Below are 23,749 nucleotides of genomic sequence, written 5' to 3'. Positions count from 1 at the left end.
TAACTTATCTTTTGGGTTTGATTTAGGCGTCGATGATCGACTCTGACTGTTAGCTATTTTGTTATCGTTTTAACGTTATTTTATCTTGAATTAGCAATCTTCAATAATAAGATAAGCTGCATGAACAGGGCCATGAACCCCCCATACTTTAATCAATTCAATGTCAGCAGTAGAACTTGCACCACCAATTAAATTGATACAAGACGGCATTCTCACACCTTCTTGAGCCATCTTATGTAAACGCTCAGCAATTTGAGCTACACGAGGCAAAATATCGCTTTTACGTAGGATCACAATTGAGGTTTCAGGTAATAAACTCACGGCACGTCCTTTCTCTGGAGACGAAAATAAAACAATTCCACCAGATTCCGTTAATCCCGCTTCAGCAAAAACAATTCCGATTTGAGAGCGTTCAGCATGAACAATATTTTCACGCCCAAGTGTAGGGTTCCAAATATAAGTTTCGTATTTTTCGCTAACCGCTTTTGTGATGCCAAGTGCATCTAAACGCTCATCACCACTTATTACCACTGAGCCTTTACAATCATAACTTTCACATAGCTCAATTAGGCTATTAATAACTTCATCTGGTTTGCTAACAACACATTTCACCATTTGAGTCTGTGCAAAGTCCGTAAACTCTTTGCACAGTTCATCTTGAGTTAAATTAGTTAAGCGTGTTTTCGCTAAATCATTCACTGGTGTAGGCTGCGGCTGTGGCTTATGCGCAATAGGACGTCCTAATTTTTCAGCAATAGTTTGCAGAAATTCATTACGATTTTGTTCGTTTAACATATTATTTTTTTCCTTCTGCTTTATGGCGTTTAAACCAACTACGGAAGCTATAACCATCTGGTTTAGGGAGATCTCGCGATTCCATCCAATCATTAAGAACACTGATTTTGATTGGTGTAGAACCATTTTTGATCATTAATCCCGCCATTTTTGCACCGACATTCATACCCACTTTCCAAAGGGCAGGGTGTGAATTGAGGTAGTTAAACATACCTGTAACTCGACGTTCTGCTTTTGGTGTAAGGCCTGTTTCTGCCATCACACGGCGATGTTTTAAAATCAGTTGTGCTAAAGGAATTTTGACTGGACAAACTACATTACAAGCGTTACATAGCGAACATGCATAAGGGAGATCGTGGAAATCTTTATAACCCCCTAATAATGGTGAAATTACCGCACCAATTGGACCAGGATAAATTGATCCATAAGCATGACCACCAATATTACGATAAGCAGGGCATGTATTTAGGCAAGCACCACAACGAATACAACGTAAAATATCTTTAAATTGTGAGCCTAAAATTTCAGAACGACCATTATCGACAATCACTAAATGGAACTCTTCAGGGCCATCAACATTACCTGCTTCGCGTGGGCCCGTCACCCAAGTGTTATAACTGGTTAAACGTGAGCCAACGGCACTACGACATAACATGGTTATCAACGGATCAACTTCTTCAAAGGTAGGAGCCACACGTTCCATACCCATAACCGCTATATGGGTTTTAGGTAATGTTGTGGTCATTCTTGCATTACCTTCATTGGTGACTAAACAGACAGTACCTGTTTCAGCCACGGCAAAGTTACAGCCAGTGACACCAATATCAGCAGAAAGGAAATCTTGTCTTATACGTTGTCTAATGAAAAGCGTCATATCTTCGGGCGTTTCGCTGCCTTCATAATTGAGTTTTTCATTTAAGACTTTGCGAATTTGATAACGATCTTTGTGGATCGCTGGAACCACGATATGAGACGGTGGATCATTATCTAATTGAAGAATATATTCACCAAGGTCAGTTTCGATGATCTCAATGCCTTCATTTTGTAAGGCTTTATTCATTCCAATTTCTTCGGTGACCATTGATTTAGATTTTACAATCTTCTTCGCATTTTTCTTTTTGGCAACTTCACAAATATAACGAGAGGCATCTTCTGCTGTTTTAGCAAAATAAACATGGCCTCCGTTTTCAGTCACTTTTTCGGATAATTGATAGAGATAAGCATCTAAGTTTTCAAGAACATGGTTACGGATTTGTTCAGCGCGATCACGCCACTCTTCCCAATTACCTAGCTCCTTCACCATGATTTGACGGTTAGCCCCAATGCGTTCTTGCGCCATAACAACCGCATTACGCATGATTGTGTCTTTCATTTCATGTTCTAGACGAGGTCTGAAATCTATATCACTGGTTTTGATAGACATAAGCAGGCTCCCTTATTGGCTCATTAAAACTTGTGCAATATGCAACACTTTTACAGGACGTTTTTCACGACTTAAACGACCTTGAATGTTGATTAAGCAGCTTGTATCGGCACCAATGACATAATCAGGACTCACATCCATAATATGTTTGACTTTCTCAGTCACCATTTCGCCTGAAATTTCAGACATCTTCACGGAGAAAGTTCCCCCAAAGCCACAGCAGGTTTCTGAGTTTGCAAAAGGTAACATTTCAAGACCTTCAACATGTTTTAACAGCGTTAAAGGCTCACTTACGACACCTAATTTTCTGGTTAAACTGCAAGATGGGTGATAAACCGCTTTACCTGGCAGACGAGCCCCAACATCGACAACACCAAGGGTGTTAACAATAAAGCTGGTTAAATCAATAAGGCGATCGGCAACACCTTGTGCCCGTAATGCCCATTGTGGTTCATCAGCAAGATAAGTTGGATAACCTTTAATGGCGTAAGTACAGGAGCCTGCGGGTGAAATAATGGGATAGTCGTTCACTTCCAATGTTTCAATTAACGATTTCATGGCGGGTTTTGCGTTATTTACATAACCGCTATTAAGCGCAGGCTGACCACAGCAACCTTGGCGTTCTTGAAATAAGACTTCGCAGCCTAATTTTTCAAGTAACAAGACGGTGTCTCGGGCTGAATCTGCTTTCAGCACATCACCAAGACAGGTCGCATAAAAATTAACTTTCATTAATCGAACTCCAAAACATCGCTCAGATGTTATTATTTTTACTAAAGATAAAATTCTTTTATTGCTTCGTTATAAGAGGAGAAGTGAATGAAATAAACACGCTCACTTCTCCTTATTAATTAGTTCATTAGATGATAAATAATACCGATCTTCGCCCCAAGAATAACGATGTAGGCGATACAGTATTTTAAGGTTTCACGCATAATGGCACTGCTTTGGCCATCCATTTTTGTCGCTGAAACAGCAATGGCGATGCTTTGAGGTGAAATCATTTTACCGCCCGTTGCACCAGAGGTATTGGCAGCGGCCAGAATGAATGGGTCAATATTAAGTTTAGCTGCTGCACTGGTTTGTAACTTACCAAACAGTACGTTAGAGTTGGTGTCACTACCTGTTACGAACGTTCCTAACGCACCGATCACTGGGGCAATAAAGATAAATCCTGCGCCTGTGAAATCGACTAAGGTTTCAGCGATACTGCCAATCATGCCACTGAAATCCATGACAGTTGCCATCGCTACGATTGCTGTGATGGCAATAATAGAGTTTTTCAGTTGGATAGTCGTTTTAACCAGAACAGAGATAAGTGTTGAAACACTTGCACCTTGAATGGTTCCCCCCACAAAGCTGGCGAGAATAATTAATACCCCCGGTGTACTTAACCAAGCAATGGTTTGATATTCCGTTTGTGTTTCACTTAATACAAATGGGATCTTTGTGGAAATCGCACTCGCCATGCTTTGGAGCGTAGGGAATAAAGGTGAACACGCTAAAATAAAGATAAAAGTAAACAGATAAATAGAACTTGCTACTAACAACTCTTTGCCAGTATGTTTTTTGACATTTTTTTGTTTATCACCACTATTTTTCATGCGTTTAGCAAGGAAAATAACCACAATTAAGCTGACTAAGCTACCTGCAAACGCTGGTAATTCAGCACCTAAATTAGCTGCAACGATATATTGAGGGATCAGTGTACTGATACCACACATTAAGGTAATAAATCCGACACCTTTAATCGCTTTAATTCCGCCACCAGCAATGGCAACGATGACAAAAGGCAATACGATATTAAATAATCCCAACTGAATAATAATCGTTTTACTCAATACTAATACATCAAGCCCAGTATTTTGCGCCAAAATTGAAACTGGAATACCGACTGCACCAAAAGCAGTAGGAACTGTATTGGCAACTAAAGAGGCAACTGCTGCTTTAAAAGGATCAAATCCAAGTGCAATTAAAATGCCGATAGGAATGGCAACCGCAGTACCATAACCCGCAACAGCTTCAAGAAAGCCACCAAAACACCATGAGATAAGCAGAACTTGCACTCGCTTATCATCACTTATGCCAGCCAGTACATCTTTAAGGACATCCATGCCACCTGTTTTTAGCATTAAGTTATAGCTATAAATAGCAGCAAGAATAACGATGATGATTGGCCACAATCCTTTAACTGCACCATAAAGGACAGAGACTGAAGCAAATTGAATGGTGTTGTTCCAATGGAAAATAGCAAGTGCAACAGTTATCACTAAAGATACAAGTACGGCATGGTGAACGGCTGATTTCATTTTTAAAATCATAAAAATCAAAACCGCTAAAGGCACAATGCCTAATAAGAATGATAGATAGTCTGACATGATTATTTTTATCCTTAAGTTTGCAATTGTTATCGTTTATAACTGCGTTGGCAAACCTATAAGTTGGTCATTATATAATTGTGTAGGGTACTAGGTTTTATTAATGCTCTACTTTGCTGAAACGATAAATCATAAATAAAAAAAGATAGTTACTAACCTAAACAATGAAAGATATCATCACTTAGGAAATTGTCAGGTTAGATTAGTTGGCTATTGTAGGGAATATTTATTGATATGTAATAGAATAAAATCAATTGTGTGACAAATATAAAAAAATTCCTTTTTTCTCATTATTTGCTTGTTAATTGTCGTGTTTTTTGACGCCCATCAATGTAATTGTATTGCTAATGTTGTTGCAAAATTTGTTTTTGATGAAAAAAAGAACGATATTGATGGTTTTAGCTATGTAATAAAAAGATAAATTGAAGTCTAAAATGCCATTTTTAGGGTAAAAAAAGACCATCAATCCCCAAAATAAATATAAATTAAATTAATGAATTGCTTTTTTGCTTATTTTATTAACAAATAAACTAAAAATTTTTTATTTCGATATTTTATTGTTATAAATTTTATTGTCTTAATAATTTAAATTATCGTTTTTTTATTTTTATAACACTCTCTTTCATTATCAATGATATTTTATTTTGTATTTTTAATATTTTATTTTGTTTTTTTATATCTTGTTTTAATGTTTATTGTTTTCTTTCTTTTGTTTTTTTTATTTCTTGCCTATTCTTTACGTGTTTTTTATTTATTAAAATATATTTATTTTTTTATTTCTAATTTATATCTATTTTTATCTAGTGTGAAAATAAATTATTATCATTGATTTGTTTTTATTTATCCTTAATATAATAATTTTAATTATACAAAGTTAATATTATTATATTAACTGTTTAAATGGACTTTAATATGATTCTCTCATCAATGATTAACTTCTTTTTGTATCCAGAGTCGCACAATTACTCGCTTTCAAACTAGATTTAATTGTAATACAAATCAGTGGGATAATGAATTTATGATAAGCAAAGTAAATAATAAATGAGAATGGTTCTTCCTAACGTTTCTCAATTAAAGATATGATTGACGTGATCTTGATCGTATTGATAAAAGTAAAAAGTCTATTTTTCTTATTCTTTATAAATGAGAAAGTACGAAATAAATTCTATTTGATAATAGGAAAATATTTATTTAAGGGGATTTCTTACCTTTTTAAAAGTGTTTAAGTTGACTGTTATAGAACAAAGATAAGATATGAAATATTTTTGAAGTAATAGTCTCATTTTTAGGTGAAATATTAATTTCATCTAGATAATTGTCATACAAATATTCAAGGTAAAAAAGGTGATTGAAAAGTGAGTTTACAGATAATTATTTTCGATTCAGCTACGTAATAATCTCTAACGGAATATTTTCTTTAGTGTGTAAATGTGTTGCTGCCTGTTTTAGCTCTATAAGCTTATCTCACAATAAGTGACATTATCCTGAGATTATTATGGGAGTATTAATAGTGAAAAGATTATTTTCATCATTAAATAGCGCTGTTTTGATAACGGAAATCAGCGATTATGTTAGCGATGTTTTAGGATTTAACATTTGACGCCATCCATAAACGTTGAAATAAGTTGGCAAAAACAAACAGTTTGTCTGATATTGGTAAAATTGTTTACATTTTATTGTCGACGTTGTTACACATGAAAAAAAAGAACCAAAGTGTGAACTAGGTTCATTTTTTAGTGAGTATGAATAGGGCGTTAAAGACTAAGCCAAGCTTCTTTGTGGTTCTCTTTTCACTTTATATTGAGCAAAAACCAGTAATAAACCAATGATCCCAACTAAGGCCGCACTTAAAGGGACAATGTTGCAACTGTATTTTAAAGCAACTCCGCCAATAACGGCTCCAATAGCGTTGCCTAAATTAAATGCACCGATATTTACTGATGAAACTAAACCCGGTGCATCATGGGCTATCTGCATTGTTTTTATTTGCAGTGGTGGAACAAGGGCGAAGCTCGCCACACTCCAAATAAAAAGAGTGATAATCGTTAAGAACAAATGATTTGAAACTAAGGGTAAAAGGATCATTGATAAAATCAGTAATATAAAAAACATCACTAATGTTCTATCAATTCCTTTTGCCGATAACTTACCCCCTAAGTAATTACCTACGGTAAATCCTAATCCAATCACAACAAGTAGCTATTTTTGCCTAAATGTAAATAATGAAATAAAGAATTATGCTAGAGTAATTTCAGGTTGTTATTTATTTGTCATTTACACTTATGTTGGAATATAGGATTTCATATGAATAATGTCAGATTAATTGCCACGATTGTGGCAAAAGAAAATCATGAAAATGAAGTGTTATCTGCTTGCAAAGCAATGATAAAACCAAGCCATAAAGATGAAGGATGTATCCAGTATGAACTTCATAAGGATACCACTCAACCAAGAACCTTTATTTTCTTTGAAATATGGGAAAACCAGAGCGCTATCGATAAACACAATGAAACGGCACATATGAAAGCGTTTGTTGAAAACCTAAAAGATAAAATTGAATTATTAGATATCAAATTTGTTGAAAAATTAGCCTAATTTTATTTACCCTCCGTTAATGTGTCTTATTATTTTAAATAAAAATTTTATGTTTAAACCATGATTTAAGCAGATGTACATTATGTATATCTGCTTGTTTTTTAAGTAGTCACGCTTATTTATACCATTCACACTATTTACAATAACTCACTATTCTCCCTTGACTATTAACTTAATTGCAATAATAAAAAAATGTCCGTATCCTTAAATCCCAATATACTACCTGATAGCACTGGGACTTATTGTATGAAAGCAACGTCAGAAGAAGCGAGAGTATTCGTTGAAGTTGTGGAACATAAAAGCTTTACAAAAGCAGCTGATAAACTGAATCTGGCTAACTCAGCCGTTAGCCGAACAGTGAAGAAATTAGAAGATAAATTAGGTGTTAATTTACTGAATAGAACGACCCGCCAAATTGATCTTACCGTAGAAGGTGAACTTTATTTTCAGCGAATGAAAGTTATTTTGCAGGAAATGCAAGCCGCTGAAAATGAGTTATATGGCACACAAAATTCACCTAAAGGTTTACTGCGTATCGATGCGGCTACCCCTGTTGTATTACATATGTTGATCCCTTTTATTTCTATTTTTCGCCAACAATACCCTGATATTATTTTGTCATTAGTCTCATCAGAAACTTTTGTGAATTTAATTGAGCGTAAAGTGGATGTGGCCATACGAGTTGGCCATTTAACAGACTCAAGTTTACGTGCTCGCCCTTTATTTAATAGCTATCGTAAAATTATTGCTTCACCAAAATATATAGAGCGAAAAAGAATTCCGACAACAGCGCAAGCATTGAGCGAACATACTTGTTTAACATTTACTGAGCCTGTTTCATTAAATACATGGCCTTTAGAAATCGAAAAAAATGCATTAATTACGGTAACAGAAGGGATATCTTCAAACAGTGGCGAAACATTAAGGCAATTATGCGTGAGTGGTGAAGGGATTGCTTGTTTATCTGATTTTATGGTGAATAAAGATATTCAAGAAGGCAAACTAGTTGAGCTATTTAGCGATAAATTACAATCTATACCATTACCTTTTCATGCTGTTTATTATAGTGATCGCGTGGTGAGCCAACGTATCCGCGTTTTTATTGATAGTTTAACTCAATATTTATCTGACACATTAAAGCTGTAACTTTTAGCACACTAATGTCCTTAATTTCTTACAGTTTATCTTAGTGTGATAGTAAGACGATCCTATCAGATTAGAAGATATTCTTATTAATGTTATAACAGCCAACGGTTTAAAAAAATAGCCTGAGCAACAATAGACTTTTGCCTAAAAAGCAATAATCTCTATTATTAATATACCTAATCGTAGAAGTGGTCTATTTCAGTTTTTTATTCTTAATTATCTTTGTTAATTTTTAATGATAAGAAAATAATCCTGAATTTTAATTTTTTATAGATTTTGGTGTTGTGTGCGAATTTTTTTATTTCCTGTTAAATTAACTCTATTAAACGTATCGCAAGAGAAAATTTAGGAGTTGGCATGAATATTTTATTGATTAATGGTGGTCAAAACTTCGGTCATTCTGCTGGTCAATTAAACCGTACACTACATGATGTTGCTGCTGAGCATTTAGTTACATTAGGTCATAGCGTTAAAGAAACTCAAATAGAAGATGGCTATGATATTGACGACGAAATCGAGAAATTTCTATGGGCAGACACCATTATTTATCAAATGCCTGGCTGGTGGATGATGATGCCGTGGAAAGTAAAAAAATATATGGATGATGTGTATACATTTGGTCATGGCAAGTTATATGAGAACGATGGGCGTACGCGTCGTGATCCTAAAAAGCAATACGGTACAGGGGGGCTGTTACAAGGTAAGAAATACATGATCTCTGTAACGTGGAATGCGCCTGTTGAAGCCTTTAATGAATTTGGTAATTTTTTTGATGGCAGAGGTGTTGATGGTGTTTATTTCGCTTTCCACAAGTCACAACAATTTTTAGGATTATCTCAATTACCGACTTTTATGGTCAATGATGTTATTAAAGAGCCAACGGTTGATAATGATATTGCTGAATATAAAGCACATTTAACTCACGTCTTTGGTTGAGTTTATTTATTCGTATAGCCGTTTGGAACATACATAAAACACGTTTAAAGGTCACTATGATAGAAGACTAGTGACCTTTATTTTTTCAATAAACTTATTCAACTAAATATTAGATACTTTTAATCTGAAAGTAATTCACTAATTTATTCAGATTAAGTGCTTGTTCATTAAGTGAACTTGCAGCAGCTACCGATTCCTCAACTAATCCCGCATTCTGTTGAGTTGTTGAATCAAGCTGACTTATAGCGTTATTGATTTGCGATATACCATCACTTTGTTCATTACTTGCCTGTCCAATTTCACGCAATAGCGCACTGATCTCTTCGACATCAGCGATCATTTTTTGGATTTGTGAACCGGCTTGTTCAACTAATTCCATTCCTTCTTGTGTTTGAGTTGATGAATTATCGATAAGAGTGCGTATATCATTAGCGGAGTCTGCACTTTTTTGTGCCAGTAGTCTGACTTCACCAGCAACAACCGCAAAACCTTTACCATGTTCGCCCGCTCTAGCGGCTTCAACAGCGGCATTTAGTGCAAGAATATTAGTTTGGAATGCAATGGCATTAATTAAGTTAATAATATCTGTCATTTGAGATGATGAGCTATTAATGGTTCTCATTTTTTCAGTTATCTGAAGCATCATTTCGCCATTATGATGTACGGCGATTTCAGTTTTTTCAGCAACATTAATCGCATCATGAGTGTGATCTGCGGTGTTTTTAACAGTTGATGTCATTTGCTCCATTGAGCTTGCCGTTTCTTCTACTGATGTTGCTTGTTCTTCTGTTCTTGCTGCTAAATTTTGGCTACCAGCTGTAATTTGCTCTGCTGCCGACGAAATATTTTCAGCGCTGTTTTGTACATTTTGCACAACTTCTAATAGGTGCGTTTTCATTTCAGCAAGGGCTTGTAATAGTATTCCTGCATCATCATGATAATCAATATTCACTTCTTGTGTTAAATCACCATTGGCAATCGCTTTAGCAAAATTTATTGCCTTCTCTAATGGAAGTGTAATGCCTTTAGTAATAAACCATCCTAAAATACTGCCCACAATAATACTGACTAGGGTTAATAATACTAAAAATATTCTTTTCTCAATGAAATCACGTTCAACAGCGTTACCTGCCTCTGCCATTTTTTTGTCTTGTAATTCGATAAACTCTAATATTTTATCGCGATACTTTAACTGAATAGCGGAAGTTTTTGTGATCAGTTCATTGACTGCTGCGTGTTTGTTATTTTCATTAAATGCCTTCACCACAAAGTTTTGAGAGTTTATATATTGCTGACGGATCTCATAAACCTCAGCTAAGATTTTTTTTGATTCAGCATCGTGTGTTGTTTCGTCTAATTCTTTCAGCAATTGCGCAACTTTAGCGGTGATCTCTGCTTTTTTGCTCTCTTGCTCAGCCGCTAAACTTCCTTGCTCATCAAGCATAGTAAGTTGCTGAAATATGATAAATTCATTGAAATTATTAATCAGTAAGTTGGCTCTGACTGTGGCTGGATAGATATCATCAACGACATCATGAATATCTTTATTCGCACTATTTAAACCCATTAATGCGAAACTGGAACCCAACATAATTAGCATCACAAAAGTTGTAAATGCGATGGTTAACTTTGTACGAATTTTAAAGTTTTTAAAGAACATGCTTAACCCTGGATAAATAATAATTAATAAGTATTGGTAACTTATTTAAGAACAAACAGTATCGGTAAGCAGTGGCAGAACTTTAGTCATTAAACTAAATAAAGGGAGATAAAAAGGCTTACATTGATTTTTAACATATTATTTTTATTGTAAAAAAGAGATCTCCTCCATTTTTTTATCTAAATGTGCTGAGTATTTAAGTTTCATTTAGCTTTATAAATTTGGATGTAAAGTAATAAAAAATTAAAAAACTCTTTATTTTCTGTTAACAATTGTTTGGTCTATTTTAATTTTGTTAATTAATTTTGGGGTGTTTAGAAGGTAGAATAAAGATCAACAGAGTATAAAAATGGTTAAATATGCGCTATCAAAAACTTGCTCACCGCTGAAACACTTTTGGCTATGATAGACTGAGTGGCTTAAACTCGGTGAGTCTATGGTTAATATTAGATGTGTTTTGACTTCCCATATTTCTTATACTCAATTGACTTAAAGGTAACGCTGTATGCGCAGTGTATTGATATTTTTGAGCGTATTTATTTTAGGATTTAGTCATATGGCGTATTCCGATCAAACACTGGTTTTTATAAGACATGGTGAAAAACCTGATAATGATAGTGGGCAACTGACCTGTAAAGGGTTAAATAGAGCATTAGCCCTACCCGACGTGCTTATAAATCAATTTGGCAAACCTGATGCATTATTCGCCGCGGCACCTAAACAGAGTAAGTTAGGGAATTCATTGCGTTCACTCCAAACGATTTCACCTATCGCTATTAAAACCTCATTGCCTATTCATCTTCAATATCATGCTAAAGAGATAAAAGCATTACGTGAGGAACTGTTAAGTCAACAGTATGAAAATTCGGTTATTTTTATTGCATGGGAGCATGATAATTTAACCAAGGTTGCGCGAGATATTATGAAACAAGAGGGAGGCGATCCTAAATTAATTCCTAAATGGAAAAGTAGTGATTTTGATAGTATTTATATCTTAAAAATTATCCGAGAAGGGGATAAAAAAAGCGTCGTATTTGAACAAAGACAACAAGGGCTAGATGGCGTGTCAGAAGTTTGCCCTAATTAATGCGTATTTTATAACACTCTATTTTTATACACAGATTTAATGCTATTCGAAGCAATGCGGGAAATATATGCAAAATGAAGCTATACGCTCAGTAGAGCACGAGATCAAAGTACACCTTGTAAACTCATTTACTCGAAATAATAAAGGTGGCAATCCTGCTGGCGTGGTACTTAACCCTCCTCAATTAAGTGATGAGCAGAAAATTGCTATCGCGAAAGAAGTTGGGTTTTCTGAAACAGCTTTTGTTTATCAAGGTGAAGAGACTGATTTTAAAGTTGATTTTTTTACTCCTGAAGGAGAGGTCGATTTTTGTGGTCATGCGACATTAGCGGTATTTTTTACTTTATCTTCACTCAACTTATTGGCTTCTGGCCATTACACACAAAAAACGAAAGCAGGTATTTTAAGCGTCGCAATTGATGATGAAAATGTCGTTATGGAGCAAACACTGCCAGTTTCACGACAAGCTCCAAATATCGATGCAGTGGCTGCAGCACTGGGAATAAATTGCGAAACTATTTCAGAAACAGGCTTACCCATTGAGATATTTTCAACGGGACTACCTGATATTTTGATCCCTGTACAATTTGGGAAATTAGATACGCTAAAACCTAATTTTGAAGCAATTGCAAACTTAAGTCGTGAATTTAATACTATTGGTTTTCATGTTTTTGAGTTTAGCCAAGATAAAGAAATCACTGCTCATTGTCGTAACTTTGCGCCTTTATATGGCATCAATGAAGAGTCTGCAACAGGGAGTTCTAGTGGCGCTTTAGGCTGCTATCTTGTTAAGCATGTTTTCCCTCATCAAACACATTTTTTATTAGAGCAAGGGCGTGCAATGCAATGTTCCTCTCTTATTCACGTTATTATTGATTCAACAGAAAATACAATTAGTCGAGTTAGAGTGGGTGGAAAAGCGACAATGATAGGCACGAAGATTATTACTCTTTAGAGAAAATAAAAGATTTTTAATTTCGAAAACTTATTTAAAATTGAAATCCGATTTGATCCTAGCTATAAAATAAATCCAGTGTATCTATCCTAAAATAGGAAGAACCACTGGAAAATTATTTTTATAGTCGAGAATAAATATATAATTAATTAATTTTTATATAAAAACAATACATCCATTATTTCTTAATTTGTTTATTATTGATGGTTCTTTGGTGAAGTTGTTCCAACGTAAATCTAGTTTGGTGAGTTGTGTTAAATTAATCATACTAAATCAAACTCGTTTGGGGAAAAAATTGCCCGAGTATTACTTCCTGTGACATTAGCTTTAGATGTCGTTACATTACCTTTGCAGTACCTATTTTTCTGCCATAAAGAAATATCATTGTGGGTATTTTGATATTCAAACTGAATATGAGATCACATCACCGGGCTTTAGCACTAACCAATTTGGCCGATGTGACTACGGTATATGGATAAAAAAATTTCTACAGAACGGTGGAAATTACTTTGTATTAGCAATTCAAAATCGAAAACCAAGGAACAGTATGGGTAACAGTAAAAACAGGGGCTATGGGGGTATATATTGTTGATTACCAGTTCTCTCCTTTTCGCAAGTAATGAGATTGATGGTTTCAATGATGGTGATAGAGTGTTGTTCGATGATAAGCCCGTTTATCAGACATATCTTGACGTTTGTAATAGGCTTACCAGTGATTTTCATAAAACAACATAAACAGATAGTTAAAAGTAATGGCGATATATAATGGCTACGCCATATGAGGTGGAGTGAATTAGCTGATTTAATTATTAAAGGTATGGAAGAGGCAATTGAGGTTAAGACTGCAGCTTATGATTTTGTGTTTTTTTATTCTTAAAGAATGCATTTAAATTAATATATGTAAACATAAATATAATTAATTTGTTATTAATTAGATAAAACAACTAAATTTTCAATTGTATTACAATTCCTTTTATTGAATTGAATGATAATGATTATAATTATCATTCAATACCTTAATTAAGGAGTGTTTATGAAAAAAACGTTACTCTATCTAGTTGTTACCTCGATAGTTTTTTTTAATAATAAAGCTATATCTGAAGATGTTCTTTATGTGATTGAAAAAAAAGAAGAAAAAATTAATGAAAAAACATTAAATTCAGAACAATTGGAAAAAAATTTAATATTTAGCATGGAAGATATTGTTCGCCATCTTCCTGGTGTCGGTGTCTCATCCGAAGGACGTTTTGGTAATAATGGATATGCAATAAGAGGTGTTGATAAAGATCGTGTTGCTATACAGGTTGATGATATCCCTCAAGCAGAAACCTTCGATAATACCATTTATAAAGGTTATGGTTATTTTAATGGAAGTATGAATGATATCGAAACAGAACATTTAAAGTCTGTAATTATATCTAAGGGTGCTGATTCTATATTTTCAGGTAGTGGAGCATTAGGAGGGGCTGTAAAATACGTTACTAAAGATCCTGCTGATTTGATTAGTGAAGGTAATTGGGGATTTGTTTCTCGTAGTGTTTATACTTCTAAAAATAATGAAAAAATGCAAACGATAGGTATTGCAACTTCCCAACAAGATGTAGAAGGGATGCTCTTATATGTTTATCGTAATGGGCATGAAACTAATAATTATAAACATGAAAATGATATATTCGGTTCTGCTAGGGGAACACCAGATCCTCAAGAAAAAACGCGTCATTCTTTACTATCAAAAATTAATCTATTAGGTATTCAAAACCATAAAATAGGTGCTACTTTTGAATACAGTGAGGGTAAAACATATACAGATGAAAAATCTTGGTACTTATTTTCTTCCTATTATCGTACTGGTGATGATTTATCAAAAAGAATTAGATATACACTCTCTGATACGTGGACTCCAGAAAGATATATTGACAGTATGACGACAAGCTTTAATTGGCAAAAAATAGAACAAAAAGCATTTAGCTCTACGTTTGATGAACATTATAATGGTCATTATTATGATATTTTTGAAGAAAATAGTAGGAATATCATTCAATATGGTAGGTTTATTAATAATGAAATAGTATTAATGCCATTATCTTTATTTAATACAACGCACTCATTAGCACTACGAACTTCATATTCTACAAAAACAATTAACAATAAAAATATAGATACTAAATATCTAGGAAAGCCTAAAGTTCCTTATCAATCTAATTATAGCATCATCAGACCTGTATATACTCAAGATATTAGTATTGCTTTTGTTGATGAAATAAAAATGTTTGATGACAAATTAAATGTAGTTTTAGGCAGTAGATATGATAATGTTTCTCATCATACAGATAATGCTAAATTATCTTTAGCGAAAGATAGCGATCTCACTGATAATCATTATCAGGCTTTATCTTTGGCATTATCAACCAGTTATAACATAACACCAAATTATACTTTCCAATATAAAATTGGGCAGGGTTTTCGTATTCCAACAGCTCAAGAGCTTTATTTTGATTATGGAGGTAATGATGCTCGTAATCGCTTAGAGCCTAACCCTAATTTAAAGCAAGAAAAAGGATTAAGTAATGAAATATCATTAAGTTATAATAATGATAAATTATTTAATAAAGTAAATGTATATTATACTAAATACAATAACTTTATTGATCTTAAGCAGAGCGAAAAACAAGTTCCTAATCCGTGGTATGATCCTAATATGGGCGATAGTTATTGGAATAAGCCAACATTACCACAAAATCATCTTCAATATAGTAATGTTGCCTCAGCATACGTTTATGGTTTTGAGCTAACGAATGAAATTCGGCTTTCTAAAATATTCGGCTTAGATAATACATATATATTGCGTAATACATTTAATTATACACGCGGAAAAGATGCTTCTGGAGATTCATTACTTTCTGTACAACCTTTTAAATGGGTTTCTTCCTTATCTTATGATAATGCGGATAAAAAATATGGTGCAGGGATATTTATGACTTATTCAGCACGAAAAGAAGGTAATCAAGCAATACGGAATGGTCGTGAATGGCCATATCTTAGTGATTCTTATACTATATTTGACACAACAGCTTACTATAATGTAAATAAAAATATTGTATTACGTGCTGGGGTTTTTAATTTATTTAATAGAAAATATAGTACTTGGGATGCATTAAGAAGTCTGCCAGAATTTGGTACAACAAATCAAATAGATCGTGATCGTCTTGGTTTACAACGTTTTACTGCTCCTGGGCGTAATTTTTCTATGGATATATCATTGTATTTCTAATACTGAATTGATAGGCAACTATTTAGTTTATTACAATTTGTTAAAGCCTCTTAAATGAGGCTTTAACAAGATCATTTATATAATATTAGAATTAAATTGGTGGGTAGGCTATTTTATATATTAGTTGATTTGTTTTTTTTCTGTTGCCAAAAGCGAAAAAGGTAAGTTAATCCAATAATAATTAGATAAATAATAGGCTCTGGTGTTGGCGATTTTAATGATAAAAAATAATGAATACAGACTAATAATAAGAGTGGATAAAAAAGATTATGTATTCTTTTCCATTCTTGATTAAATTTATTTTTTAACCAATCAAATGAACTTATAGCCATCAATAATAAAATTATCCAACATAAAGCGCCTATAATAAGATAAATACGGGAAAAAACTTCGCTAAAAAAGAAAGTAATATTTTCCCAACCTATTTCAAGTAGCAGATAACTTGCTAAATGTAAATTAGCCCAAAAAAAACACCATAATCCTAATAGTTTTCTTACTTGAAATAATGTGTTTAATTTTAAGTAAAAGGCAACCATAGGGATCAGAGCTAATATAATTAATAAACGTAACGTTGTAATTCCAGTAAAATGCTGAATATCTTTTGAAGGATCTGCGCTGAAATTTTGCGTATAAATTGTATAAATAAGCCAAGTGAAAGCCAATAAACCAATAAGATGGAATATGGTTTTTAATAACTTAACTTTTATTCCATATATTGGTTGCATTAAAAATTTCTCCGCAAATCTAAATCTTTATATAAATGTGCGACTTGGTCGCCATAGCCATTGAACAATAATGTTGGTTGTCTTGTAACTTGACCTAATCCACCTGTGCCTATAAAGCGTTCTGTTGCTTGTGACCAACGAGGATGGCTAACATCTGGATTAACATTTGCATAAAAACCATATTCATGCGGTGCTGAAAGATTCCACGTTGTTGGTGGGATTGACTCAGTTAAACGAATTTTGACAATGGATTTGATCCCCTTAAATCCATATTTCCACGGAACAACAAGGCGAATAGGTGCACCATTTTGGTTTGGCAAGGATTTTCCATATACCCCTGTCGCCAATAATGTGAGTGGATTCATCGCTTCATCGAGTCTTAATCCCTCGATATACGGGTATTGCAAACCGCCGCCAATGAAGCGACTATCTTGTCCGCGCATCTCCTGTGGTGCATAACGCGTTTCAAAGGCAACATATTTTGCACGACTATTGGGTTCAACTAAAGAAAGTAAGCTCGCTAATGGAAAACCGACCCAGGGAATGACCATCGACCATGCTTCAACACAACGCATACGATAGATACGTTCTTCTAATTGAAATTTATGATTAATATCGTCTAAGTTTAAAGTAAGTGGGCGATTAACTTCACCATCAATAGTTAATGTCCATTCTTCTGTTTTCATTGTGTGTGCATACTTAGCAGGATCGGATTTATTAAGGCCAAATTCATAGAAATTGTTATATCCGATTACTTTATCTTCATGAGTTAATTGTAATGAAGATTGATATTCTTCAGGTTGAATAAATTGTAATTCTTTACGGGATGATTTTGGTGTTGTTGGTTTGTTATCTTCAGTAAGCCATGAAAATAAATCGGCTTTTGCAGTGGATGAAACCGCTATTCCAGCAGCGCCGATGCCTAATAATTTTAGTAAATTACGTCGTTTCATCATAAAAACAGATTCAGGTGTAATTTCTGATAGGTTGTTTTTCCTGTTTTTTTTCATGATGTTACCTCTACATAATTAAGAAGATATTTGATTGATAAATTAATTATGCAGAGATGTTTTATAAAAAAGCTGACAAAAAGATGACAATTTTGTCATATCGCGTAATTAGCATGGAAAGGTTAAAATAAATACATTATGTTTTCCAATACGCTCGTAACTGACTTTACCCTCATGTAATGTCATAATCGCTTGTACAATTGATAAGCCTAAGCCATTTCCATCTGTTGTTCTTGCATTATCACCACGCCAAAAACGAGTAAATATTTGTTCATGTTGATTCAATTCATCACCAATATTACTGATACAAATCAGTAACTGATTTTTTTCTTTTTTACATTGAGTGACGACTTGTGTATTAGCGGGAGAATATTTAATTGCATTTGATATGAGGTTCATTAATATGCGAGTAAAAAGTAAGTGATCTGCACTAACTGTTAATGTTGTAGGCTCTTTTAATAAGGTAATCTGTTTTTCTTCTGCATAAAATGAAAATAGGTTATAAATTTCATCAATTAGATCCGATAAATCCAAGCTTTCTCTATTTAAAATGATATTTTTATTTTCAGCACGAGCGATAAATAAAATATTTTCAATTATTTTTGCAAGTTTATCCAGTTCTTCAATATTACTAATAATAATTGATTCATATTCTTCTACGCTACGAGAGCGTTGTAACATAATTTCATTTTGAACTTTTATAGCGTTAATGGGTGTTCTGAGTTCATGAGCCAAGTCATCGGCTAATTGAGTTAGCTTTACAAAATCATTTTTTAACCTTTTTCTCATTATATTTAATGAGTCACCTAAACTTTTCAGTTCATTGGGAAGTTGTGAGATATTTATGGTTTGGCTAAGAGTATGTCTGTCTGTTTTAGCCGTAATTTGGCTAAGAAAACGGATATCTCTCAATCCATGTTTAATTAACCAAAAACTTAATATTCCCATAAATAAAATAGAAGCTAATGAGATAATCAATATTTTACTTAAATATTCGCTTAGCATACTGATGCGCACAAAGGATGCTTTGGCGATCACTACATTTAATACGCCTATTGGTGATTCTATTGTAAAGTTAATAGCCGAAACAGGAACACCTGATTCTGTTTCCCAGGAGGTAATCATGTTTAAATCTATATTCTTTGTATCAGTGGTTTTTAGATGATCTGCAAATAAAATATCTGAATTAGTATCAACTAAAATTTTATTATTAGCATCCGTAATATAAATAATATCTTGTTGCATATCCATCATACGTTGAAAATAGATAGGTAATGTTTTGATATCAATTCCACTATTAATTAACTTTACTAATTGGTCTGCACGATTTACAAGTAAGTTATTATCACGAGATATTAATTCATTTTTAAGCGATTGATAAAGCGTTAAAGACATAAAACCTGCATTTGCAATCATCAATATGATAAATAAAAAGATAATTTTAAATCTCAGTGATTTTGTTTTCATTATTGACTCCATTTAACCTATATCCCATTCCTCTAACCGTTTCGATTAATTTGATTTCAAATCCATCATCAATTTTTTTTCGTAAACGACGGATAGCAACATCTACAATATTAGTATCACTATCAAAGTTAATTCCCCAAATCTCGCTTGCAATTAATGTCCTTGGTAATATTTCATTAATATGTAAAGCAAAAAAAAGTAATAAAGAATATTCTTGGCGAGTCATTGGGATCTGTATATTATTACGCTCCACTTCATGACGAGATAAATTGATTTTTAAGTCAGCAATTTCAATAATTGTTGAAATATTTTTTTGAACTCTTAATTGATTTTTGACCCTTGCCAATAATTCTGAAAATGAGAAAGGTTTTACTAAATAATCGTTTGCACCTAATTCTAATCCTTTAACTCGGTCATCTATAGCATCCCTTGCTGTTAAACAAATCACAGGGACTGACTTTGATGTGCGTAATATTTTTAAAATATTCCAACCGTTCATTCCGGGAAGCATGATATCAAGAATAATCAATTTGTAATCATTTTCTAATGCTAAATAGAGGCCATCACGACCATCATTCGTAATATCAATAGTATATCCAGCTTCTTCTAGCCCTTTTTTAACCCAATTGGCTGTTTTTTCGTGATCTTCAATTAAGAGTATTTTCATTATGATCCTCTTAAACTCTTTAGAATAGGTATTTTGTATTATTTTAAACCAGTCATATATAGGATTAATAGAGCTAATTAAATATGATAGTTTTTACTAAAAATGACCTTGTAATAATAGATTTTAGAGACTCATAACATTGTTATTAAATAGCTTTTATGTAAAAGAGTAAGTAACTAATTTTATTCCAGAAATTTTTTATGACAGTAGATTCACTCGTTTTTGTATTTTCATTCTTAAGAAAAAATTGTAAAACTTATATGTATGCGGCTAGGGTTTAGCAATAATTTATGATGAATATGCTATAAAAGTTGAAGAGGAAGAATGTATTTGCTTGGTCATTGTGACTAGTCCTGATATAGGTTGACAACTTTTCAGGCATAAAACGCTCGATGTACTTCATCGGGCGTTTTATAGTTTAACGATAAGTGTGGCCGTTTTTCATTATAGAGTTGGATTGATTCTTCTACTAATTTTCTTGCTTGTTCCAGATTACTCGGTTTTATCAGTAGATACTCCATTTTTAATATTCCATTAATTCGTTCTGCTAAGGCATTTTGATAACAATCATACCCATCAGTCATAGAGCATTGAATATTATGCTCTTTATGTATCTCCTGATATTCTGAAGAACAATACTGTATTCCTCGATCTGAATGATGGATTAACGAAGTTGTCGAAGTCCGTTTTTTTAACGCCTGAACCAACGATTTCTTCACTGAACTTGTTTTCATATTGTTATCTAAATGATATCCCACGATTTTTCGTGAATACGCATCCGTAATTAAACTTAAATAAGTATCACCTTCATGCGTCGATAAATAGGTAATATCTGCTACCCAAAGCTGTTCTGGTTGTGTGGGGATAAACCCTGACTTAATTAAATTTGGATGCCGATAAAAACGATGATGGCTTAAGGTTGTTCGATGATAAGCCCGTTTATTAGGCACCAGTAACTGATGTTCCTTCAATAAAGAAAATAGCCGATCACGACCAATAACCATCTGTTTTTGCTTTAAAATAAAATGTAATTTACGCCCACCCAGTCGAGGTTGTAAGACTCGTTCAGATTTAACAGCATCAATGATGGCCGAATCGGCTTTCTTTCGTTCCTCAGTTCTATCCAGTCTCTTGTAATAAGCCTGTCGGCTGATCTGCATAAAACGGCAAGCAATTGTTACGGTGAGGTTTTTAACCGTTTTTTCTTTAATAACTCGGCTTTGCGCTTTTTTGACAAACGAACTCCAAAGTCTCTATCCATGACTTTAACCACTGCTTCGAAGAAATCGGATTTAAGCCGAGCCTCTTCAAGTTCCTTTTCAAGGATCTTAATGCGTTGTTCCGGCGTTTGTTGTTCAGAAGATTGGGTCATAGCTGAACCTCTATAAAAAGTATCAGGGGTACCGTTTGACCAATCTAACCTACCATGCTTACGAAGCCAAACTAAAACAGTAGAGCATCCTTGTATACCATAGCGATCTTGGGCTTGTTTATAGGTTATTTCGCCTTTTTCAACTTGGTCAACAAGCTGTAATTTAAAAGCGAGAGAATAATCGCGTTGAGTTCGTTTAGTGATTGGTTTCATTACACTCTCCAATTTCAGATTGGAAAAGTGTCAACCTTATTCAGGACGGGTCATTGAAACTAAAAAAGCCCACCGAAGTGAGCTTTTCTAAACTTTAAAATGCACGTGCATTGGGCGTGCACTTTAAAGTCTTTTTATTGTCAGTGTGTAGTCTTGTCGATTTCGCTAACTTCTTGTTTTTGAAGCCGTTGTCCTATCACTGACCCACCAAATTTGGTGGAGCTGGCGGGAGTTGAACCCGCGTCCGAAATTTCTACATCCTCGGTACTACATGCTTAGTCTATCTTTAATTTTACTTACCCACTGCGGACAGACGCGCCATGAATAAGCTAGCTTGATTAAGTTTAACGCTTCAACCCCAAGCTAGGCATCCACGCGATCTCTTTTGGGTTTGACCTCTCTTTATCCCCGTCTTAAGAGCGGAAGCTAGGGAGAGAGGGCTCAAAGCAGGTTATTAAGCTGCTAGTGCTTTATATTGATTGTCGTTTGCGACTATCTTTTTTGCGGCTTTTTACGAGGCCAACCGCCCCTCGGCATGCACCTTGGGTTTCGCAAATCCCGTCGAATCCAGAATCAGCCCCAAGTTGTTGACAGCGAGTATATCAGAAAAATACTTGTCATTGCTAGTACTTAACGCAATTTAGCGGTTAGCATTTTTCATAATACGTGCTTTGTCTAATTTCCACTCACGATCTTTAATGGTTTCACGTTTATCGTGATCTTTTTTACCTTTTGCAACGCCAATTTTGATTTTGCACCAAGCGTTTTTCCAATAAAGAGAAAGTGCAACAACGGTATAACCATCACGGTTGATTTGACCATAAAGGTTATCAAGTTCACGCTGTTTTAATAATAGTTTACGGGTACGTGTCGGATCACAAACGACATGGCTTGATGCAACATTTAAAGGCGTAATCGTTGCACCAAAAAGATAAGCTTCGCCATCACGCATGATAACATAGCTATCACTGATGTTTGCTTTACCGGCTCGCAGTGATTTAACTTCCCAGCCTTGGAGCGCCAAGCCCGCTTCTATCTCATCTTCGATGAAATATTCATGGCGAGCGCGTTTGTTTAACGCAATGGTCGCAGAACCAGGTTTGTGTGATTTTTTCTTTGTCATAATGTCCACATTATACTGTATGAGCAATAGAAAGAAATCATTTAACCGACTGTTTTCTTTTCAATTGCATAAAACTTAAGCTATATTCCATTAGATTTTTAATTAGTCACTGTTCAATGATATGATCCGCACAGTGTTGTCGTACAGGAATAACTATGCCTCAGATTAGTCGATCTGCTCTTGTCCCTTTTAGTACAGAGCAAATGTTTAAACTGGTTAATGATGTTCTTACTTATCCTGATTTTCTACCAGGATGCGTTGGAAGTAAACTGATCAAAAGCACACCAGAAGAAATGATTGCATCAATAAATGTCTCTAAAGCGGGGATCAGTAAAACATTTACTACCCATAATTTTTTAAAGACAAATGAACGTGTGGATATGCGTCTTGTTGATGGTCCCTTTCGTAAATTAACTGGGGGATGGGTGTTTACCGCACTTGATGATAATGCGTGTAAGATAGAGTTTCAGCTAGACTTTGAGTTCACCAATAAATTAATTGAGTTAGCCTTTGGTCGTATTTTTAAGGATTTAACGAACAATATGGTGCAGGCGTTTACTCACAGAGCGAAAGAGATCTATCGTGACTAAAATATGGGTAGAGGTAACCTATGCGTTACCTGACAAACAGTATCTTATCCCTGTGGAACTAACATTAGGGGATACTGTTGAACAAGCCATTATTGCTTCAAATATCTTAACGATTTGTAATGATATTGATTTGACTAAGAATAAAGTGGGTATTTATAGTCGACCAGCAAAGTTAAGCGATAATGTGCGAGACGGTGATAGAATTGAAATTTATCGACCTTTAATTGCCGATCCTAAAGAAATGCGTCGTAAACGTGCTGAGAAAGCACGACAAAAAGCGGATTAATATTATGCTTTTTGCCCAATAGGGGGGAGCATCATATATTGCATTGATAG

General features: G+C 34.2%; 20 protein-coding genes, 1 other RNA gene and 1 pseudogene. 9 read left to right on the top strand and 13 right to left on the bottom strand.

The window, feature by feature from the left end:
- Positions 1–90: 90 nt before the first annotated feature.
- The 5 genes from F1325_RS13255 to F1325_RS13235 all read right to left on the bottom strand — a co-directional run bounded on the left by F1325_RS13255 (position 91) and on the right by F1325_RS13235 (position 6,786).
- Complete coding sequence (locus F1325_RS13255; protein ID WP_109371010.1) at positions 91–795, bottom strand: LutC/YkgG family protein; 705 nt, start codon at positions 793–795, stop codon at positions 91–93.
- A 1-nt stretch (position 796) separates the two neighbouring features.
- The gene (locus tag F1325_RS13250) at positions 797–2,218 is read right to left on the bottom strand and encodes a LutB/LldF family L-lactate oxidation iron-sulfur protein (RefSeq protein WP_075670932.1); all 1,422 of its coding nucleotides are present in this window, start codon (positions 2,216–2,218) and stop codon (positions 797–799) included.
- A gap of 12 nt (positions 2,219–2,230) precedes the next feature.
- Complete coding sequence (locus F1325_RS13245; protein WP_099659343.1) at positions 2,231–2,950, bottom strand: (Fe-S)-binding protein; 720 nt, start codon at positions 2,948–2,950, stop codon at positions 2,231–2,233.
- Between the two features lie 119 nt (positions 2,951–3,069).
- Positions 3,070–4,596 carry an L-lactate permease gene (locus tag F1325_RS13240; RefSeq protein WP_109371008.1) on the bottom strand — a complete coding sequence of 509 codons (1,527 nt, stop codon included), beginning with the start codon at positions 4,594–4,596 and terminating at the stop codon, positions 3,070–3,072.
- Positions 4,597–6,357: 1,761 nt separating this feature from the next.
- On the bottom strand, positions 6,358–6,786 hold the full coding sequence (locus F1325_RS13235) for an MFS transporter (RefSeq protein ID WP_160230565.1): 429 nt from the start codon (positions 6,784–6,786) through the stop codon (positions 6,358–6,360).
- 114 nt (positions 6,787–6,900) lie between these two features.
- On the opposite strand from F1325_RS13235, the gene F1325_RS13230 reads away from it, so the two are divergent.
- From F1325_RS13230 to F1325_RS13220, 3 genes are all read left to right on the top strand, one after another.
- A complete protein-coding gene (locus F1325_RS13230; protein ID WP_109371006.1) occupies positions 6,901–7,191 on the top strand; it encodes a putative quinol monooxygenase in 291 nt (96 codons plus the stop codon).
- A gap of 246 nt (positions 7,192–7,437) precedes the next feature.
- Positions 7,438–8,337: a DNA-binding transcriptional regulator YafC gene (gene yafC / locus F1325_RS13225; RefSeq protein WP_160230564.1), complete on the top strand. Its 900-nt coding sequence runs from the start codon at positions 7,438–7,440 to the stop codon at positions 8,335–8,337.
- A 357-nt stretch (positions 8,338–8,694) separates the two neighbouring features.
- Positions 8,695–9,273, top strand: coding sequence for an NAD(P)H-dependent oxidoreductase (locus F1325_RS13220; RefSeq protein ID WP_109371004.1), 579 nt, complete (start codon positions 8,695–8,697; stop codon positions 9,271–9,273).
- A 109-nt stretch (positions 9,274–9,382) separates the two neighbouring features.
- Here the strand turns inward: F1325_RS13220 and F1325_RS13215 are convergent, their stop codons facing one another.
- Positions 9,383–10,933 carry a methyl-accepting chemotaxis protein gene (locus F1325_RS13215; protein ID WP_109371003.1) on the bottom strand — a complete coding sequence of 517 codons (1,551 nt, stop codon included), beginning with the start codon at positions 10,931–10,933 and terminating at the stop codon, positions 9,383–9,385.
- A 505-nt stretch (positions 10,934–11,438) separates the two neighbouring features.
- Here F1325_RS13215 and F1325_RS13210 point away from each other — a divergent pair.
- From F1325_RS13210 to F1325_RS13200, 4 genes and pseudogenes are all read left to right on the top strand, one after another.
- Complete coding sequence (locus F1325_RS13210; protein ID WP_109371002.1) at positions 11,439–12,020, top strand: histidine phosphatase family protein; 582 nt, start codon at positions 11,439–11,441, stop codon at positions 12,018–12,020.
- Positions 12,021–12,087: 67 nt separating this feature from the next.
- Complete coding sequence (locus F1325_RS13205; protein WP_160230563.1) at positions 12,088–12,975, top strand: PhzF family phenazine biosynthesis protein; 888 nt, start codon at positions 12,088–12,090, stop codon at positions 12,973–12,975.
- 769 nt (positions 12,976–13,744) lie between these two features.
- Positions 13,745–13,834: pseudogene (locus tag F1325_RS19405) on the top strand (hypothetical protein); the annotation flags it as partial.
- 174 nt (positions 13,835–14,008) lie between these two features.
- Complete coding sequence (locus tag F1325_RS13200) at positions 14,009–16,246, top strand: TonB-dependent hemoglobin/transferrin/lactoferrin family receptor (RefSeq protein WP_109371000.1); 2,238 nt, start codon at positions 14,009–14,011, stop codon at positions 16,244–16,246.
- Between the two features lie 113 nt (positions 16,247–16,359).
- Here the strand turns inward: F1325_RS13200 and F1325_RS13195 are convergent, their stop codons facing one another.
- From F1325_RS13195 to smpB, 7 genes are all read right to left on the bottom strand, one after another.
- On the bottom strand, positions 16,360–16,971 hold the full coding sequence (locus F1325_RS13195; protein ID WP_160230562.1) for a protein-methionine-sulfoxide reductase heme-binding subunit MsrQ: 612 nt from the start codon (positions 16,969–16,971) through the stop codon (positions 16,360–16,362).
- On the bottom strand, positions 16,971–17,981 hold the full coding sequence (gene msrP / locus F1325_RS13190; RefSeq protein WP_160230561.1) for a protein-methionine-sulfoxide reductase catalytic subunit MsrP: 1,011 nt from the start codon (positions 17,979–17,981) through the stop codon (positions 16,971–16,973). Before msrP ends, F1325_RS13195 begins: the two co-directional genes overlap by 1 nt.
- A gap of 108 nt (positions 17,982–18,089) precedes the next feature.
- Complete coding sequence (locus F1325_RS13185; protein WP_160230560.1) at positions 18,090–19,448, bottom strand: heavy metal sensor histidine kinase; 1,359 nt, start codon at positions 19,446–19,448, stop codon at positions 18,090–18,092.
- Entirely contained in the window at positions 19,423–20,115 is a 693-nt protein-coding gene (gene hprR, locus F1325_RS13180; protein WP_099074890.1) for a response regulator transcription factor HprR, read from the bottom strand. Before hprR ends, F1325_RS13185 begins: the two co-directional genes overlap by 26 nt.
- A gap of 374 nt (positions 20,116–20,489) precedes the next feature.
- Positions 20,490–21,700 (bottom strand): IS3 family transposase gene (locus tag F1325_RS13175; protein WP_160229872.1). Its coding sequence is split into 2 segments (ribosomal slippage): positions 20,490–21,358 and positions 21,358–21,700, totalling 1,212 coding nucleotides; the frame shifts between segments, so codons are not numbered across the junction.
- 214 nt (positions 21,701–21,914) lie between these two features.
- Positions 21,915–22,281: a transfer-messenger RNA gene (gene ssrA / locus F1325_RS13170) on the bottom strand.
- 59 nt (positions 22,282–22,340) lie between these two features.
- Positions 22,341–22,823: an SsrA-binding protein SmpB gene (smpB, locus tag F1325_RS13165; RefSeq protein ID WP_109370996.1), complete on the bottom strand. Its 483-nt coding sequence runs from the start codon at positions 22,821–22,823 to the stop codon at positions 22,341–22,343.
- Between the two features lie 155 nt (positions 22,824–22,978).
- On the opposite strand from smpB, the gene F1325_RS13160 reads away from it, so the two are divergent.
- Positions 22,979–23,413 carry an SRPBCC family protein gene (locus F1325_RS13160; RefSeq protein ID WP_006533588.1) on the top strand — a complete coding sequence of 145 codons (435 nt, stop codon included), beginning with the start codon at positions 22,979–22,981 and terminating at the stop codon, positions 23,411–23,413.
- Complete coding sequence (locus F1325_RS13155) at positions 23,403–23,699, top strand: RnfH family protein (protein ID WP_406588818.1); 297 nt, start codon at positions 23,403–23,405, stop codon at positions 23,697–23,699. Before F1325_RS13160 ends, F1325_RS13155 begins: the two co-directional genes overlap by 11 nt.
- The last annotated feature ends 50 nt before the right edge of the window (positions 23,700–23,749 follow it).

Source organism: Proteus columbae, assembly GCF_009914335.1.
Lineage (GTDB): Bacteria > Pseudomonadota > Gammaproteobacteria > Enterobacterales > Enterobacteriaceae > Proteus.
Note: the sequence above shows the minus strand (reverse complement) of the source record. Positions and strands in the feature narration are given on the sequence as shown.